This window comes from Parendozoicomonas sp. 2304DJ65-17, assembly GCF_058148445.1.
Genome location: NZ_JBYVJV010000004.1, coordinates 181,897 through 198,941 on the forward strand (window position 1 = coordinate 181,897; position 17,045 = coordinate 198,941).

At 49.7% G+C, this 17,045-nt stretch carries 10 protein-coding genes; 3 read left to right on the forward strand and 7 right to left on the reverse strand.

All coding sequences use genetic code 11. From position 1 onward, the window contains the following. The 3 genes from icmH to ACY2RR_RS12855 are packed head-to-tail and all read left to right on the forward strand — an operon-like array spanning window position 1 to window position 5,283. Complete coding sequence (gene icmH / locus ACY2RR_RS12845; RefSeq protein WP_490108553.1) at window positions 1-951, forward strand: type IVB secretion system protein IcmH/DotU; 951 nt, start codon at window positions 1-3, stop codon at window positions 949-951. After that, window positions 948-4,475, forward strand: coding sequence for a type VI secretion system membrane subunit TssM (gene tssM, locus ACY2RR_RS12850; protein ID WP_490108554.1), 3,528 nt, complete (start codon window positions 948-950; stop codon window positions 4,473-4,475). The genes icmH and tssM overlap by 4 nt, the downstream gene beginning before the upstream one ends. Further along, window positions 4,459-5,283: a serine/threonine protein kinase gene (locus tag ACY2RR_RS12855; RefSeq protein ID WP_490108555.1), complete on the forward strand. Its 825-nt coding sequence runs from the start codon at window positions 4,459-4,461 to the stop codon at window positions 5,281-5,283. The genes tssM and ACY2RR_RS12855 overlap by 17 nt, the downstream gene beginning before the upstream one ends. A 27-nt stretch (window positions 5,284-5,310) precedes the next feature. Here the strand turns inward: ACY2RR_RS12855 and ACY2RR_RS12860 are convergent, their stop codons facing one another. The 7 genes from ACY2RR_RS12860 to tssH all read right to left on the reverse strand — a co-directional run bounded on the left by ACY2RR_RS12860 (window position 5,311) and on the right by tssH (window position 17,044). Continuing rightward, on the reverse strand, window positions 5,311-6,477 hold the full coding sequence (locus tag ACY2RR_RS12860; protein WP_490108556.1) for a hypothetical protein: 1,167 nt from the start codon (window positions 6,475-6,477) through the stop codon (window positions 5,311-5,313). Window positions 6,478-6,732: 255 nt separating this feature from the next. Then, window positions 6,733-8,892 (reverse strand): hypothetical protein, encoded by a 2,160-nt coding sequence (locus tag ACY2RR_RS12865; protein ID WP_490108557.1) that lies wholly within the window; start codon window positions 8,890-8,892, stop codon window positions 6,733-6,735. 132 nt (window positions 8,893-9,024) lie between these two features. Beyond that, entirely contained in the window at window positions 9,025-9,321 is a 297-nt protein-coding gene (locus ACY2RR_RS12870; protein ID WP_490108558.1) for a PAAR domain-containing protein, read from the reverse strand. A 29-nt stretch (window positions 9,322-9,350) separates the two neighbouring features. Further along, window positions 9,351-9,932 (reverse strand): DUF6931 family protein, encoded by a 582-nt coding sequence (locus tag ACY2RR_RS12875; RefSeq protein ID WP_490108559.1) that lies wholly within the window; start codon window positions 9,930-9,932, stop codon window positions 9,351-9,353. Beyond that, on the reverse strand, window positions 9,932-12,088 hold the full coding sequence (locus ACY2RR_RS12880; RefSeq protein WP_490108560.1) for a type VI secretion system Vgr family protein: 2,157 nt from the start codon (window positions 12,086-12,088) through the stop codon (window positions 9,932-9,934). The genes ACY2RR_RS12875 and ACY2RR_RS12880 overlap by 1 nt, the downstream gene beginning before the upstream one ends. Further along, complete coding sequence (locus ACY2RR_RS12885) at window positions 12,085-14,481, reverse strand: MFS transporter (RefSeq protein WP_490108561.1); 2,397 nt, start codon at window positions 14,479-14,481, stop codon at window positions 12,085-12,087. The genes ACY2RR_RS12880 and ACY2RR_RS12885 overlap by 4 nt, the downstream gene beginning before the upstream one ends. Continuing rightward, window positions 14,468-17,044 carry a type VI secretion system ATPase TssH gene (gene tssH, locus ACY2RR_RS12890; protein WP_490108562.1) on the reverse strand — a complete coding sequence of 859 codons (2,577 nt, stop codon included), beginning with the start codon at window positions 17,042-17,044 and terminating at the stop codon, window positions 14,468-14,470. The genes ACY2RR_RS12885 and tssH overlap by 14 nt, the downstream gene beginning before the upstream one ends. Window position 17,045 lies beyond the last annotated feature (1 nt).

The following is a 17,045-nucleotide window of genomic DNA, read 5'->3' on the forward strand; positions in this document are numbered from 1 at the left end:
ATGGGACAGGTATTCAGTTTTCAACGCAGCGATACAGTCCCCCGGCATCATGGTGATGTACAGGGTCAGTCGTCTGCCACAAACGCTAACAAAGATTTTGCTGACGAACCCACTTCGTCGACAACAACACAAACCGGTCAGAACTGGGGAGTCCATGGTCATGCCCGGGAGCAGTTGAATGATTTTCAGGCCAGCAATAACAGTTTGATTAACCTGTCAGCTGAGCTGCTTGCTTTACTGGTAACACTGCCACAACTTCACCAGCCTTTAAATCTGGCCGAGTTTCGTGAAAATCTTGTCAGCCAGGTGTCGGCCCTGAATAACCGCGGACGACTGTGTGGTCATCCACAAAGTTTGATGGACCGCTGCTGTTATGCACTGTGCGCATCGCTGGACGAAGGCATTAACCAGACCCCATGGGGCAGAAAATCAGCATGGGAAAACCACAGCTTAGTCAGCCGTCTTTTTCAGCAGCGAAATGGTGGCGAAGTTTTTTTTGTGCTGCTGGAACAGGCTCGCCAGCAACCAGAACAGCAATCTGAGCTTCTGGAGCTGATGTATGTTCTGCTGCGCATGGGGTTCAAAGGACGTTATCAACATCAACCAGATCCTGCCCTGACGTCTTACCAAAACAACAGTCACGACTTAACCCGGCTGTGTGCAGAACTTTACAGCGAATTAAGCAGAGTGCGCCCAGCGGCTAAAGAACGCCAGCATCTGCCAGTCGGTCGAAGCTGGAAGCCTTTACGGCTGTTCCGAAAAACGCCCTGGCTGATTTTGATTCCGGTTCTTTTACTGGCTGGATACGGCGTCACCGCATTCTGGATCAATGACTACAACAACAGTCAGCCGCAGAAGTTAGATTCATTGCAGAACTGGGTAAGGCCCGGACCAAGCATGGGTACCATCTATAACAGCACAGCGGACGATATGGAGCAGTTTCAACCATGAGTTCCCTGAAAAAAGCCCTGACTATAATTTTTATCATTTTCCTCAGCTTTTCCCTGTTTCTCATCTGGACTGGCTATTACATATGGCCTGAAGCCCTGTCTGGATTAGAACAGTTAAGCACCCGGGTTGAACTTTCCCTACTGGTTATTGGTACCCCTGCTCTGCTGTGGGCTCTGTTTTATGGCATCAGCAAATGGCGCCAGCACCAGCATCGCCTGCAGCAGAATCAGGAACTTCAGTATCTGCGCAGAGAAAAACAGCGCCTGAACCAGAACTGGAAAAAGCTGCTCAAGCAACTCAAGACACAGCCCGGTGGATACAACCCCTATTCACTTCCCTGGTTGACCATGCTTGGTGATGACACATCCGGAAAAAGCAGCTGGCTGCAGCAGGCTGGTTTTGAGCGTGTCACGTCACTGGCTGAAAACGACGATGAACGTGAAACAGACGATATTGTTTTCTGGATCAGTGAACACGCCGTTGTTCTGGAGCTTGCCGGACACTATCTGGAAGAAAGCACCAGTGAACTGGATACACCGATTCTTCAGCACCTCTTCTCTTTACTGAAAAATTATCGCCCCCGCCAACCTTTAACAGGGGTACTTGTGGCCCGGTCAGCAAACCAGCTGATTGTCCATCAACCTTCGTGGCTACAGGAACAGGCAAGGCACCTGCGTCGTCGACTGCGGGAACTGGATACCATGACAGGGATAAAGCTACCCGTCTGGTTACAAGTTACTCAATGCGATCATCTGGAAGGGTTTCAGGCCTGCTTTAACCAGAGCTGCAGTACCGAACGCAGCCTGCCTCTCGGTATTAACCTGCCAGATGGTTATCAGCCTGACATCTGGCAGCTGGCGTTTAAAGAATTACAACAATCACTGACAACCCGCCTGACTGAACTACTGCACAGTGAGAAAGAAGTGACCGAACGTCAGGCAATCACCCGTTTTCTTCTACAGCTCACTCTGCTGCAGGAACGCATCAAGATCAGTTTTGAGGAACTCTACGGTAATCGTCACCACGCCCCCGTTGCCTGGATTGCCGGTGTGTGGCTAAGCTCTGCAGCACAGGCTGGTAACAGTTATAACCTGCTGGCCAGTGAAATCAGCCGCAGCTGGGGTTTTCAAAACCAGCGCCAGCAATCTCAGCGACTGGGTAACAACAGTTATTTTATACGCAGCTTCTTTTCACGGATCGCGCTGCCGACACTGGCCAGTGTCGAAGAAAACAATCTGGCCCGGCATTTCTGGCAAGGCAAGGTACTAGCTGCTGTCGCATTGACAAGTCTGCTACTAGCAGGAGGCGCTCTGGTTCTGTGGGAAAATGTTGTTTTCAACCAAAGCTTGCAGACTCTGACAACAGAAGAGTTCAATAACTACACCACAGAAATCAATGCTCTGGGAACAGATGCTGATATTGCAGACCTTATCCCACCATTGTTACGACTGCGCGAATTAGTACAGGCATTCGAACAGCCCCGCCCCCTGATGCTGGATATCGGGTTGTTTGATTACCAAGCGGCCGACAAAGTTCGTCAGGTCTATATTAACCAACTGCAACAAAGACTGTTTCTGCCACTTGCTGAACGCAGTCACGATACGCTGTCAGCTTTTGTGCACTTAGGTAATAACGAGGAAGTATTCCGAAACCTTCTGCATTACCTGATGCTATTCGATGGTGATGTTCGCCAGAACCAAGAGCTGAACAACTATCTTGCAGGTATGCTGGCCGACCGAGAGGAACTGTCCGAAGGTACTGAGGACTACCTGTTTGCCCTGCTTGATGACCTTTGGTCAACACAGCTAGATACCTTCACTCCTGACAGTAACCTTATTGCTCAGGCTCGTAGTGATCTCAGCCAGAGAATTGATAACCAGCTGGTGTATGACTTTATCCGTGCACAACCAGAGCATGCTGGCAAAATCGATATTCGTAACCGTCTGGGTGAGAACTTTACCAGCCACTTCCAATTCAATGAGGGCTTTGATGGCTATTATCTGCCGGTAATTTTCACCCGTGAGGGATACAGCAAGCTGGATCTCACCTCAGATTCCGAGCTGATAAAAAAGGCCATCGCTAACCTTGCCCGGGTAAAAGGTGACAACCAGTCTCTATCGCTGGCCGAGAGAAACCGCATAAGTGGCAAGGTACGGGAGCTGTACTTCCTGGATTATATCCGGACCTGGAAAACGCTGATCAGCAATATTTCCCTAGTACCTGGCCGTGGTGTAGATCTGCAGTTAGAGCTTCTGGAGTCTCTTTATCAGGGGGAAAACCCCGCCCTGTTTGACCTGATCGCAGCCATCGCCGATCAAACCCAACTGGAACCTGAAACCGAAGAAGAGTCTTCCGACCCTACCAAGAAGCTGTTGGCTAAACAGGCGGAAAAGAAAGCAGCCAAAGCCTTGGGATTGAAAGGTGCCAACAAAAAGATTGCGAAAAGTGCCAGCCGCAGCGCACTGGCAAAGCTGCAGAAACAGCGCACCGCCGCAATTGTTGATGAAACATTCCGCGCTTATGCCACATTTTATGCCGATCGAGGCGATGCCTATACCGCACAACTTGATCTTCTCTACAATGAAATGCAGGCCATAAGTGCACACCCTGACAGCAACCAAGCCTATTTTGACAGTGCCGTGAAACTGGCCAAAGGTGAAGGCAGCAGCCTTCCTGAACTGCAGCGTCTGGCGAAACAGGAAAGAACTGCCGCAGGCATCTGGCTCAAACAACTGACTCATGCTTACTGGCAGGAGTGGCTGGCGGGTGCTGGCAACTATGTTCAGGAGAGTTGGCATTCAGGCCCCTGGAATACCTGGGAAAGTCGCTTCTACAACCGTTTCCCCTTTACCCGAGATGCACGCAGAGAAACCAGGCTGGGTGATTTTGTCGAGTTCCTGCGCCCTGATGGAGAACTGGATCAGTTTATCAACCATTATCTTGCTCCCTTTGTTATCAGCAGTCAGGAAAGAGGCAATCGACACTGGCAACTTCGCACTGTGAATGGCGCAACGCTGGCTCTTGACCATGGATTCCTGAAACAGCTGGCACAGGCCGATCAAATCAGCGATGCCTACTTCAGCGCTAATGGTGACCTGGACATCAGCTATCGTATGCGGGCACGACGCCTGAGTAGTGATATCACCACCTTTAATCTTCGGGATGGTAACGGCAACTTCAGCTACAGCCACGGACCGCTGCGCTGGCAAGAGAGACACTGGCCTCAGGATTCAACCGAAATTCTATCTCTGAACTTTTCTAACAGTGGCCTGCAACTTGCCCGTAACAGCTACTCAGGCCCCTGGGCATGGCAGCGTTTTGTTGCCGACAGCAGCTTATGGGAAGGTAACGGTCAGATGCGGCTGACCTACGGGTTGAAAAAGTTTGATATCACCCTGGAGCTTGAACTGGATCGCCGCAGTAATCCTTTTGATCCGGCATTGCTATCAGGCCTGAGTCTTTCATCCAGAATCATTACCCCTGCCAACAACATTTCCAAGGACAGCTATGCCTATGCAAGATAAGGACATCACTGCCCAGAAGGATTTGGCTGAAGCAGGACTTATTGCTGGTCGCTTTATGTGTGGTTCCCCTCTGGCCAAAACCCGACACGCTCAGGTTTACCAGGGATGGGATCGCCATTCCGGCAAAAGTCTTATTCTCAAAAAACTGATTGAGCCCACTCCGCGCAAAGTTGCTGCTTTGCGGCGGGAAGGCTCTCTCCTTAAATTGCAGTCTCATCCCGGTCTGATTAGCGGCAAAGGCTACCTTAACTGGCAAGATCAACACTGGCTGGTTATGAACCCTGCCCAGGGAAACCTTTTACTCGACCTTTTAAAGTCTGGTCAGGTTTATTCCTGGTCGGAATCCCTTCGTAGGCGAGTGGTGACCAGTCTGGCTGAAGCTTTGAATAATCTCCACGACAATGGCTGGATACACGGAGACCTGAAACCCGATAATATTTTTGTCGATGCCGATAAAGGGAGTATCCAACTTATCGATTTCTCTGCCACACGCCTGTTTGGTGAGGAATATGTAAATCCTTATTACACTCCCGAGTGGCAGCACCCAGAAATAGGCAAAGATGAAGCGGATGAACAGATTGACAACTACGCCTTAGGCCTTCTTATCTGGTGCCTTTGGACAGGAGATCATCCTTTTGCTCGTTATGAGGCGGTTAACTTTAACAAACCGCCTATGCCATGGCCTCTGAAAGAAGGCAACTGGTTAAATGGTTTCTGGCTTCGGCATAAGTTGAAAACCAGAAAGCCTCTCACTCTGGTTGATCTGGAGCAGCGATTTGGCATTGGCAGAATGCCCAAAAGCCATTGACAGCTACTCTCACCGTTCCACAGGGTGCTAGCAAGCCGTTTTTCCAGATGCATCTGCTGGTGCACATAAGGGAATAGACCACATAAAGTCTGCTTGAAAATATTTTTGAAACAGCTCATCCGAGCTCATCAGTTTAAAGAACCATTCCCATTGGGGGGCTCCATTAAAGCTTTGCTGCTTCTTGTTAAACACATCAGGGTGATATTTTCCCGATACATCCAGGGCAGCTCTTGCATGGCAGGTTAAACAGCTGGATGTTGTCTGAAAACCAGCCTCAGTGACAGAGTTACCTAAAATCACAGGCCTGCCGTAGGAGTCTGTGTAATCAGTCATAGCTCCCACAAGCCGGTAATTGGTAATGACTTCTACAAGAGAACGAAACTTGTCATCATCACCAGCGTTCTGACGAGCCATAAGCAACAGCTCTTCACTGAAATCAGCGTCCGATCCAGATGGGTATCCAAAATCATCCTGAGCCTTGAGGTGTCTATTAAAACAGGGGTTATTTCTGTGTTCAAACGTTGCCCAAGTCCAGCCAGGCAACTGCTTGGTAGCAACATGCATGGACACCATTTTCCAAAGCTGGTATCTACTGTCACGGGCAGTAATAAAATTGCCGATATCTTCTTTGCTGTCTGTTTTTACCCAGCTGGTTTTCAGCTTGATACTCCCCTTGGGCATGATCAGGCTCTTGCCCCGCTTCAGGAATCTAACGACTCCCGCCTTGTGCCATAAATCATTGTCTCTTAGATACCCCGAAAGAGTTTCATTAAAGAAAACCATATCTTTAGATTTCATTCGGCACAGAGAATCTGCTTCTTCACTCTTTAACTTCGCACGCTCTGCTCTGCCCGACATTCTGATCTGCTGCTGTCTGGACTCCTGAGGTGCAAATGTCTGCCGGGAAACTGTTATCCAATGGTTCTGAAAGGAGAACACCGCTTTACGTTCTTTCCAGGGCAAATTAAGAAATGAAAAGCTTCCAGCCTCGCGACCAACTGGTTTTACCACCTGAAGAAAAGTCATCCATGACTGCATAGCAGGAAAACGTACGGCTTCATTTTCAAAACCATGTGCAGGAGAAGATCTCAACGTTGTTGGCTTTTCAAGAATTGCGGCCGGGCGTGCACAGCTATCTGATGGTTTTAGTCCCGGCTCCGCCCCTCTTTTATCTGTCGAAGTACTAGAAGTCACACCACATTGTTTATCTGGATAATGGCTTTTTATAGCTGAACTGATATTTGGAAAAATTGAACAAAAAACAATCAGGAAGACAGATACTGAAGAAGACAGCTTGGTTTTTATCATTGATTAAAATCCGTTTTAATTAATGACTTTTAGAACTAACAAATTTAGCAGATTTGAACAACAAGCGACCTAACAGAATTATTAAAAAAATACCGATAGTTCAAAGAACTACCGGTACAGAAGCATCAAAACAAAGATTAACTATACGTAATCTATTTGAGTACCTTCAAACATATCCTTGCGGAGCACTTTATAAGCTATACATTCACCGCTGCCATGGGTTTTGGCCTGCTCATAGGCAGAAACTACCTGATGCAAGGCCTGCTTGTCTCCTGAAATTGCAGATCCGAGCTTCCCTCCCTGAACCTGCCGCTGGCTGATAATAAACTCCTGGGTGATCGTCTTCCCGGTATCGGGTGGTAGCATAGGCCCTGTTGTTATTGGCCCAGAGATATTGGCATGCCCTCCTCCAGCTTCAGAGCCAAATACTCTGTCCAGGGGTTTTGTTTTTATAGTCTCTGTTGTGTACTCATAATACTTGGACTGTGAGCTGCCCTTCACTCCTGCGGCCATCTCTTGCTCGGACATTTCACTGTAACCAGCAAAACCAGGGGTGCGGAATTCAGTTATCTTATAAAGACGGTCAGCATCAGCATTCATCGCTGCAAGACAAGCAGCGATACGGGACTGATTATCCAGATAAACCTGGTTGATCTCCCCTTTGGACGCCTGCTTGTTCAGGTAGTCACAAAGCTTCTGCATACGCTGGGTATGGGGGCCACTATTGTATTTTGCCATAACTTCCCCCAAAGCCAGCACGGTAGGAACTGCCAGGAAGTCATAGCCCAACAGCAAAACACCGCGTGGATTCACAACGGACGTGCAGCCCAGACTCGAGCCAATACCTACAGTTGCCCCGGCGGATGTATCAAAATAACACTGATCCAGAGAAGCTCGGGCAGACACTTTACCCTCAACACCCACTCCAGCGGTAAAGCTTTCCCTGAACTTCACGGAAAAAATACTGACATTACGGGATGGGTGCTTCAGCGTAACTTTTTGATCTGAACCTACCTCAAAGCCGGCCATGGCTTTACCGCCAATGTCCATGCCCACTTCCTGTTCATTAATCAGGAATTTGACATTGCCACTGGCGGCGGCACCAGCAAAAATATCACCGGTCACATCTATATCCAGAGATTGGCCAACGGTAATCCCAGCATTGCCCTGAATACGAAGAGCTATTTCTACCTGTGCACTGCCATTCACGTCCAGGATAGACAGCTGCTCAGATCCTTTAGCCGTCTGGATTGCCTTATCATCATCGCTCAGGGTGCTGTCCTTATAAGACGTTGCTTTAGCCTTGAACGGGGTGTCGCTATAGTGACCGAAAGATGTACTGCCAAAACCCGCTACAGAGGCCGACCCTGAAGCTTTAGCGCCCAGACTGCCAGTGACACTGCCATTTAAACGCCCTTCAATTGTTTTAAACTGAGGCCCCAGCAGGCGCCTTAAATAACCAACCTTAACCTTACATTTGTGCTCAATCTGATAATCGATATTGGCTGAAGCTTTCAGCTCTGCCCCTAAACCGGCATTGGCAGATAACCTGAGGTCATCCAGACGGGCACTGGCATTGGCGTAACCAGCGGCACTGGCCGATGCCAGTACAGATGTTTTCACCTGATGACTGATACCATGGCCAAGGTTTACCGAACCGGAATCATAACCAGCAGTGGCCGTAGCGCCGGCCTTGACAACAACAGATGCTTTGGCCTCTGTTTTATCACGGGAGGCTTCCGGCGTTACCCCATGACTGGTACTGGCAGAGCCAGTTGCAGTAGGTTTATTGAGTGCACCTCCCTTATACCGGTTCACCAGTATTTCTGCGGACGTCGCCAGGACTTCACACTGCAGTCGAGAGACAGCCAGATCCTGGATCGTTTTCACGCCCAGATCTTTGTCCTCTTTCAGGAACTTCAGCAGCTGTGCCTTATTACGCAAATGGCGGGTCACTTTACTGTTTTCCACCAGCTGCCGGGTACGCTGCTGTTCGACCAGAGTTGGATGGTAAACCTTGATATGCTCAGGAAAGTGATAAAAAGCCGCCAGCATCAGCACTTCCCATTTGCGCTGTTTCTGGATCACGGAGGGATCAGTTGTCTGAAGCTTTTCTTCCAAAGCTGTATAAACCGTATCAATGGCTTCCTGCCAATGCTCCATACGGGTTTTCTTCTTGTACCCCACTCGCTTGCCCATTTCATGGGCCCAGTCGTTGATCAGTACTTTGAAAGTTTCGTCAGGTATTTCAGTGACGCCTTTTGGATATTTATCCAGACTGACAACTTCAGAAAATCTCATGAACAGTCCCTCATGAATTAGATCTCACCTGCCTTGATAAATACACGACAGGCTTTTGAGTTATTACATCCACAAATGCCTTTCGGATGTGACAATATGTAAAAATGTTGTACAAAACGCTGAACGCAATATTCACCCCCCGATCAAAACCGTTGGCCACCCCAGAACCACAGTGCCCCCATGAGCAGTTGGATCCCCCATACGCACTGCCGGTTTGTTATTCACCAGCACAGTCAGGCTTCCCATAATGACGCTGTCTGGCGGGCCGACACAGACACAGGGCTGCCCCACAGTTGCCGCCGGTAAATTGCCAATCAGTACTGTGCTGGGCAGAGGCAACAACGGCCCACCAACATGGGGAATGGGGACAACAGCCGGTGTCTGCATAGGACAGACATGCATATCAGTCGCTCGTGACGCAGGCCTCATCAGCACCTCCTGGTGTTATTGTGAATCCGTTAACGGCCATTGCCGCCATTGGCTATATCAAGCCCAATTGCAATCATTTTGCGGTAATTCGTTTTTGCACGACTGCCATCTGGTAATACTGCAGTCAGGCAGATAGCCCCGGAGACAGCGTGGGAATAAAGATACGGAGGTGCAGGACTCGCCGGCCCATCCACCGGAGTAATACTTCCACCACTCCAGAATGCAGACTGCGCCAGCCAGCCAGCTGCGTTATCAAGCTCCGCTCGTTTGGCTCTGGATTCTGCTATACGACGGTTGGCCTCTGTTGGCTCCTTTACCCAGAGTTCAGCCGCGTGCAATGCCTGGCGCTGATCCTCAGAAAGATCGGGATTTACAGATTGCAGACATAAACATCCCCACCAGACAGCTTCGCGGGCCGGCAGTCCGTGACAAAGGAAAGTCACCACTTCATTAAATTTATCTTCATCAAGCCAGCGCTGAATAAGCTGCATGGGAGAAAGACCGGGCTCAACACTGTCACGTAGAGTTTTTTCAACCTGATAGCGCTCAATAATTTCCAGAGCCGCTTTCTGGGGAATTTTCAAAAGGGTTGTCGGTAAGTTGTTCATCATCAGTTGATCTTGGCGATCGCCCCCTGTACTTCAACCATGGCCCCGGCTTTTATCTGAGTCATAGCATTACCCTGCACGGCTACCATCGTGCCCTTGATATCGGTTTTGACTGTTCCCTCCACCGTACAGGCCACGCCACTCTTTAATTCCGCCTGTACCTGACCTTCAGCCTTAAACTGCATGCCGGAGATTTCCACACCACTGGCTGACAACTTGATTGTGCTGGGACCACAACTGATCTCTACAGAAGAGGGAGAGAGGGATACTTTGCTGGCACCGACCTCCAGATCAATAGCCTGTTTGCCTGTGCCACTGATACTGGCGCCATCAAGGGAAATCGCATTGGTCGCCTTGCCATCAATATTGCCTTTGCTTTCCATGGCAATATCACCGGTATTATCAACGGCTGTTTTTCCCTTTACCGTGAATGAGGCATCACCATCAGTGGTCTGCTCAAAGTTGCCCTTGGTAGTCAGCTGATAATCTGCATCAGTGGTAATAGCTATGTTTTTAGTCACTGCTATCTTTTGTTCACCTTCCACTGTCAGGCTGTCGTCTTCTTTCACCGTTCTGGTGACCACCTTCTGAATTTCTTCAGTCAGGTTACCGACAATAGTTTCGTTACGGTCATTCTTAACCTCAATCACCAGGTCTTTCTCAGCCTGCATAAAGATCTGCTCTTCATCTTTTTTGCAGTCGAAACGCAATTCATTGAAGGTGTCGGCACCACCATCAGGAGATGACTGAAGTTTTATGCCATAACTGGTGGGGGTTTCGTATGGAGCTTTGTGGCTGTTGTTATACACAGAACCAATAACCAGCGGCCGGTCAGGGTCTCCATCAAGAAAACTAACCAGCACTTCATCGCCAACCCTGGGAACAAACTGGCTACCAAAACCATTCCCCGCCATATGTTGGGCTACTCGCACCCAGCAGGACGAGCTGTCGTCTCCCTTACCCTCGGTATCCCAGTGAAACTGCACCTTGACCCGGTTGAAATCATCCATATGGATCTCTTCCGAAGAAGGGCCGGTTACCAGAGCACTCTGGAGTCCGAGAATCCTTGGTTTTTCAAAAGCTGGCAGAGGTCGATAATCAACATCTGCAGGTATACATTGAAAGCGATTACTGTATTGAGGCTCCCTGAGGCTTTCTTCTGCGGAAAATTGGTGAGTGACTGACAGGATCATGTATTCCCCCTGCTCTTCTCCATCAGGGTGGTGATCCAGAGAAAAGCGCTTACCCGCTGCAAAACCACTTAAACTGCTGCTGCCTTCCACCTGACTGAAACGGCTGTCGAAACCTTCAATCGCCTGGCTGGCAATATCGGAGCCAGCACTTTTCTCGGAATAGCGACCGGGATAATAGTAATGCTGAAGGGCTTTTTGGGCTTTCAGTCCTGATGCACTGTTCACCTTATTACCCGGCATGGCTTCAGCCAGTTCATAACTGTAATCAGACGTCTGCACACTGCCTGCTGTTAAAGAAAAGCTGTGCTGCCAGTCTGTTATAGCCCACTCACGCTTCTTGCTCTCTGCAAAGTATTCGATGTCTGTGTGCTGAACCTTGGCGAAGCAGCTGTTATCACTGCCAATCACCAGCGTGTGATCACCTTTTTGTTGCTGAACGTGATAATGCCAGCCTTCTTCTTTCAGAATCCGGGTAATAAAAGCCAGATCTGTCTCATTAAACTGCACGCAGTATTCACGGGCTTTATCGCCACTGACGGCCAGATCCAGCTGGCTGCTGAAACCATGCTCTCCGGCAAGGGTTTTAATAATGTCGCTGGCTTTTTGCTGCTGGAAAACACGGCAATGCGTTCGGTGCTGCAACAAACTGAACCAAGGCACAAGTACTGCCGAATACTGCTCATAGCCGCGGCTTTGCAAAACACCGGTCTTGAGGATGTTGACACAGATTCCATGAAAGCTGGCTTCGTGGCTCTTACTGCTGCCCTGCTGGGGACGATAGTTGATGCTAACCCCCGCACCCAGCAAGCTTTTAGGGTCAACTTTCCGGGCAATAAACGACACACGATGCTCATAGAGTCCATCGACAATGTCGTGGCTATCCAGTCGGGTCACAATCCATTCATCCCCGGCTTCAGTCTGGAGAGTGAGTGGACGTTTTTTCGGATCATAATCCTGTGCCGTCATAAAGCCTCTCCTGCCCGCTCAGAGTGAGGAACTGCACTTACCGCACGTTTACGGGATACAACAGTAAACACGAGGGCCAAAACAATAAGGCCACTGGCCATCCAGATTAGAGCCTGCTGGCCAGACGTTGCCAGAATCAGAATTTGCCCAGCCAGCAATGGACCAAGAACATGTCCAAAGCGTTCCAGAAAACGGTAGAAGGTGACTGTGGATTGAAGGCTGATCTGCTGTTCATCAACCACTGTGGTGACATGACTGACTACAGGGGCATTGATACCACCATGGGATAATCCCAGCAGAAAAACACCACCTATGATGACACCGACTGCTGTGAGTACCTGCTCACTGCCTATCAGCCAGAAACCAGTGGCAATTATCAGTGTCGCCAGCCCGGACAGCGTCATCGCCCATGACAGGATCAGCCCGGTATTACCCTTCTGATCAACCCAGCCAGACAACAGTCGCGTACCAAGAAGAACGGCTACCGCATAAGCAATTATGATCTGGCCAATATCTTCACTAGCAAATCCTTGCCGGGACAGAAGCAGAGGTAAGGTGAAAGTGACAATACCGGTCAGTGTTGCCTTTGCTGGCAGGCCGATACAGGACATGGTTCCCAGAAACCCGCGATGTTTCAGCAGATAACCATACTCGGCCAGATTACCTGAGGAAGTATCGCGACTGTGAGAGCCCACACTTCCAAATGCACCTTTGAGGTTTGAACGTTCCAGCATAGAGGCAGCAATAACAACACCGAGACCTCCAGACAACGCACTGATTATAAATACCCCCTGGCTGCCCAGATAACTTGCCAGAAGTGCTCCCAATGCCGTGCCGCAGATAAAACCACCGTTAAAGCTGATAACAATAATGGATGCACCCGATGTCCGATTGCTGGCAGATGTATTGGCAAGAATTTCATTCTGCACCGCCACCATCAGTAATCCCTGGCCTGCTCCAGCCAGAACACGGGCAAGCACAATCAGCTCAACACCACTGCCATTTGATAGTCCGGTGAACAGCAGCAGGGCTCCAGAAACTGCCATGAGGAAACCTGCCAGCAGCATCGTGCGGTTCCCCCACCGGCTGCACAACCGGTTACCCGGCAATAGCATCAGCGCAAAGCTCAGGAAATAGAGCATAAACAACACAGAGGTCAGCCCTGTACCCAACCCAGCCTCTTTAGCCACGCTATTAAGGAGTTCTGGAAGAATCGCGGTGTAGAGTGACTCCATAAACACCGCAATAAAAAACAGTGGCCGTAGAATTTCCAGCGTCCGGTCAGAAGACTTCTCAAGTTGTTTTGCCCGATGCCGTGAAGGCTGACGTACTAGCCGGTTAAAAAGAAGGGACAATAACAATGTCGTCAGATACAGGGCGGTAAAATTTTTGCCTGCTCTTAACACCTGCAGAACAACTTCAGAAAAGGGCATAGTTGTCGTCAGTCGCATACCACTGCTGGCAAGCAAAGATTCATCAGACAACTGGTAGAAGTCACCGGCAAGTGGGCGGCCTACCATGTCATGGTCAGAACTGTGGGTGACCACGCTACTCTGGCTGAGGGTAATAGCCTGCAGCTCAGGGTTCAGCATGTGATATTCATTAAGCAGCCCATCAATACCGCTGAGCATATCCAGCGGTATACCATGACTGTCTGCGGCAGAGAGGCGGGCGAGAAGGGAGTCATTCACCTGCCGAACCTGATTACCGGCACTCTGGATGTAGAGCCCGGTCAGAACCAGAACCAGAACCAGAGACATCAGTGAAAATGAGAATGTAAACCAGCCCTGCTCCCGCCAGAATCGGGGCAACGGACTCCTGGCCAGTAACCAGCTGGCAGGCAAAGCCAGCACGATTAGGGCCAAGGCAATCAAAAACAGAGGGGAGAAAATCTGATCAACCATGGTATCAATGGCTGACTTTGAAAGGTCAACCTGCAAATACCCTTCAGCTTCAAGTCGTCCGTCCAGAGGTAAGCGGAAAGAGATAACATTATCCCCCTCAGCCATGCCCATAGTTTCGGACATAACATTTATATCCAGCAAAAGTTCGCTGCTATTACGTGGATATATCTGCCTGCCAGAACTATCGACAATTGTGACACTGTTGACTCCACTGTCTGTCAGTAGTGTTGACTGAGCCAACCTGTCCAGGCCAGCAATATCATCAAGTGGAATACCAGAATGAAGGGCACTCTCTATAGAAGAGCGAACCAGGCCGGCCTGAGCGCCAGCCTGCTCCTGACGAAGCTTCTTCACTGTGAGCAGGGTTTCACCGTAACCGGCGTAGACCAGCAACAACAGGGCAAGTATCGAAATCAGGGCGTTGGATAAGATCCGCCACAAGGACAAACCAGATTCCAACACCTCAGCTTCGGGTTTAACTGACTGCAATACTTAACTCCCGGTTTTCCACACCAATATCGATACGCTTAATATCAAGGCCATCACTGGACTTGATCAGACACTCACGGGCCAGATTAGGCATCAGCTTGCGATTGATAATCTGCTCAATAGCACGAGCACCGGTATGAGGACTGTTATTCCACATCACCAGGCGTTCTATTGCATCGTCATCAACCACAAATTCTGCCTGATACTTTTCGGTAATGTTGTTCTCTATACGCTTAAGAGCTATACGACAGATTCGATTCAACTCATCATCGGTTAAAGGTAAGTAAGGAACGACATGAGCCCGACCAATAAATGCAGGCTTGAAGTGGTTGAGAAGATCATCCTCAATATCTTCCATAATGTCGTTGTAATCGGGGTTCAATGGATAGACATCTTTGTGAGCCGTAACAAAGTCACAGATAGCAAAGTCAGCCGCATTTGATGTCATAATTATCAGGGTGTTTCGGAAATCGATCTCACGCCCCTCACTGTCGGCAATACGCCCCTTATCAAAAATTTGATAGAAAATATCATGCACCCCAGAGTGGGCTTTCTCCATCTCATCCAGCAACAGCACAGAGTGAGGGTTCCGGCGCACAGCTTCTGTCAGCACACCACCTTCGCCATAACCCACATAGCCAGCTGGAGCTCCCAACAGCATGGACACTTTGTGCTCTTCTTTGAATTCCGTCATGTTGATGGTGATCAGGTTCTGCTCTCCACCGAACAATTGATCAGCCAGAGCCAGTGCAGTTTCTGTTTTACCAACACCGGAAGGACCACACATCAGGAATACACCCATCGGGCGACGACTGTCGCCAAGGCCTGTGCGATTGATACGAATGGCTTCACTGATAGCGTTAATCGCCATGTTCTGGCCAATAACACGCTGCTTCAGAGATTCTTCCAGATTCAGTAGTCGACGGGTTTCATCCGATACCATCCGGGAGGCAGGAATACCGGTCCAGCTCTCAATCACCTGAGCAACAGCCTGATCATCCACCAGAGGCTTAACCATAGGATGATCACCCTGCAGTTCTGTCAGTTTGGCTTGCAACTGATGCAAGTCAGCCAGCTGAACTTCATCTTCGGACTGCTCAAACTCTTTTGACAGTGAAGTGATTTGCTCAGCAAGGTACTTTTCCTGTAGCCAGCGAGCATTAAGGGTGGCCACTTCGACACTGATATCGGTCAGCGACTGGTCAAGCTGCTTTAGTCGTTCACTGTGATCCTGGCCACTGAACTTTTCACTGGATAGTGCCTGAAGCTCCTGCTCAAGATACATTTGCTGTTGTTCAAGCCGGCTGATCTGGGCAGGTGTCGCCTGCATAGACAATCCGATACGAGAGCATGCCGTATCCAGAAGACTGATTGCTTTATCTGGTAACTGTCGCTCAGGAAGGTAACGGACTGAAAGACGTACAGCAGCCTCAACCGCACTGTCCAGAACACGAACATCGTGATGCTCGGCCAGAGATGACACCATGCCCCTGACCATGGCAGTGGCATCCTCTTCTCCAGGCTCATCAATCTTAACCACCTGAAAACGACGGGTCAGTGCGGCATCACTCTCAAAGTATTTTTTGTACTCAACCCAGGTAGTTGCAGCAATGGTTCGAAGCTCTCCCCGTGCCAGAGCGGGTTTGAGCAGGTTAGCCGCATCGTTCTGGCCGGCACTGCCTCCGGCCCCTATCAAAGTATGGGCTTCATCGATAAACAGAATAATTGGCGTCGCAGAACTCTGAACTTCGTTGATAACATCCTGCAGGCGTTTTTCAAACTCGCCTTTAATACTGGCGCCAGCCTGTAACAGAGCCAGATCAAGGGTTCGCAATTCAACACTCTGCAGGTTGTCGGGAACTTCTCTGGCGACCAGAGCACGGGCCAGCCCTTCGACTACAGCTGTTTTACCAACACCAGGATCCCCGACAAGGATTGGATTGTTCTGACGACGACGTGACAACACATCAATCATCTGCCGAATTTCGTCCTGACGGCCACTGATAACATCAATTTCACCAGCTTCGGCCTGTGCGCTCAGATTGTGGGTGTACTTATCCAGAGCTGCTGTTACCGATGGCAGACTTTGATCAGCAGTACTGGCTTCTGGTTGCTTACCCAGGTTTTGCAGGCTTTCCCTGGATAACTTACGAAGCTCCTCTGTCAGAGGAGATGAAAGCAGCATAAAGCTTTCCCGGTTCACCAATGCCAGCAACAGGTGAGAGAGCTGGATCTGAGTTTGGCCGGCATTAAGGGAGGCCACTACCCAGGCATCCTGCATAACACCAACCAGAGATGATGACAGCGCTGGAGCTCCCTGATGTCCACGTTCAAACGCATCTACCCTCTGTTCAAGATTCTGCAGCATGGTTTCATGATGCAAACCAGACTGTTTGGCAATACCGGCAAAACCTGCGCCTCCTGTCGTGACCAACTGCCAGAGCCAGTGTTCAATCTCAACGGTTCGGTTTCCCCGACCGGCACAGTCTGCGGCGGCGGCTTCCAGAGTGGTGAGAAGTTCCGGTGCCAGCCTGTCAATCAACTGCTTGAGTTCCTGCTGCATA

What these genes read in the sequence shown, in the direction of transcription:
- ACY2RR_RS12875 (WP_490108559.1), bottom strand. Translation starts at nt 9,932, where the DNA reads ATGATGAACAACTTACCGACAACCCTTTTGAAAATTCCCCAGAAAGCG.
- tssH (WP_490108562.1), bottom strand. Translation starts at nt 17,044, where the DNA reads ATGCAGCAGGAACTCAAGCAGTTGATTGACAGGCTGGCACCGGAACTT.
- tssM (WP_490108554.1), top strand. Translation starts at nt 948, where the DNA reads ATGAGTTCCCTGAAAAAAGCCCTGACTATAATTTTTATCATTTTCCTC.
- icmH (WP_490108553.1), top strand. Translation starts at nt 1, where the DNA reads ATGGGACAGGTATTCAGTTTTCAACGCAGCGATACAGTCCCCCGGCAT.
- ACY2RR_RS12865 (WP_490108557.1), bottom strand. Translation starts at nt 8,892, where the DNA reads ATGAGATTTTCTGAAGTTGTCAGTCTGGATAAATATCCAAAAGGCGTC.
- ACY2RR_RS12870 (WP_490108558.1), bottom strand. Translation starts at nt 9,321, where the DNA reads ATGAGGCCTGCGTCACGAGCGACTGATATGCATGTCTGTCCTATGCAG.
- ACY2RR_RS12880 (WP_490108560.1), bottom strand. Translation starts at nt 12,088, where the DNA reads ATGACGGCACAGGATTATGATCCGAAAAAACGTCCACTCACTCTCCAG.
- ACY2RR_RS12855 (WP_490108555.1), top strand. Translation starts at nt 4,459, where the DNA reads ATGCCTATGCAAGATAAGGACATCACTGCCCAGAAGGATTTGGCTGAA.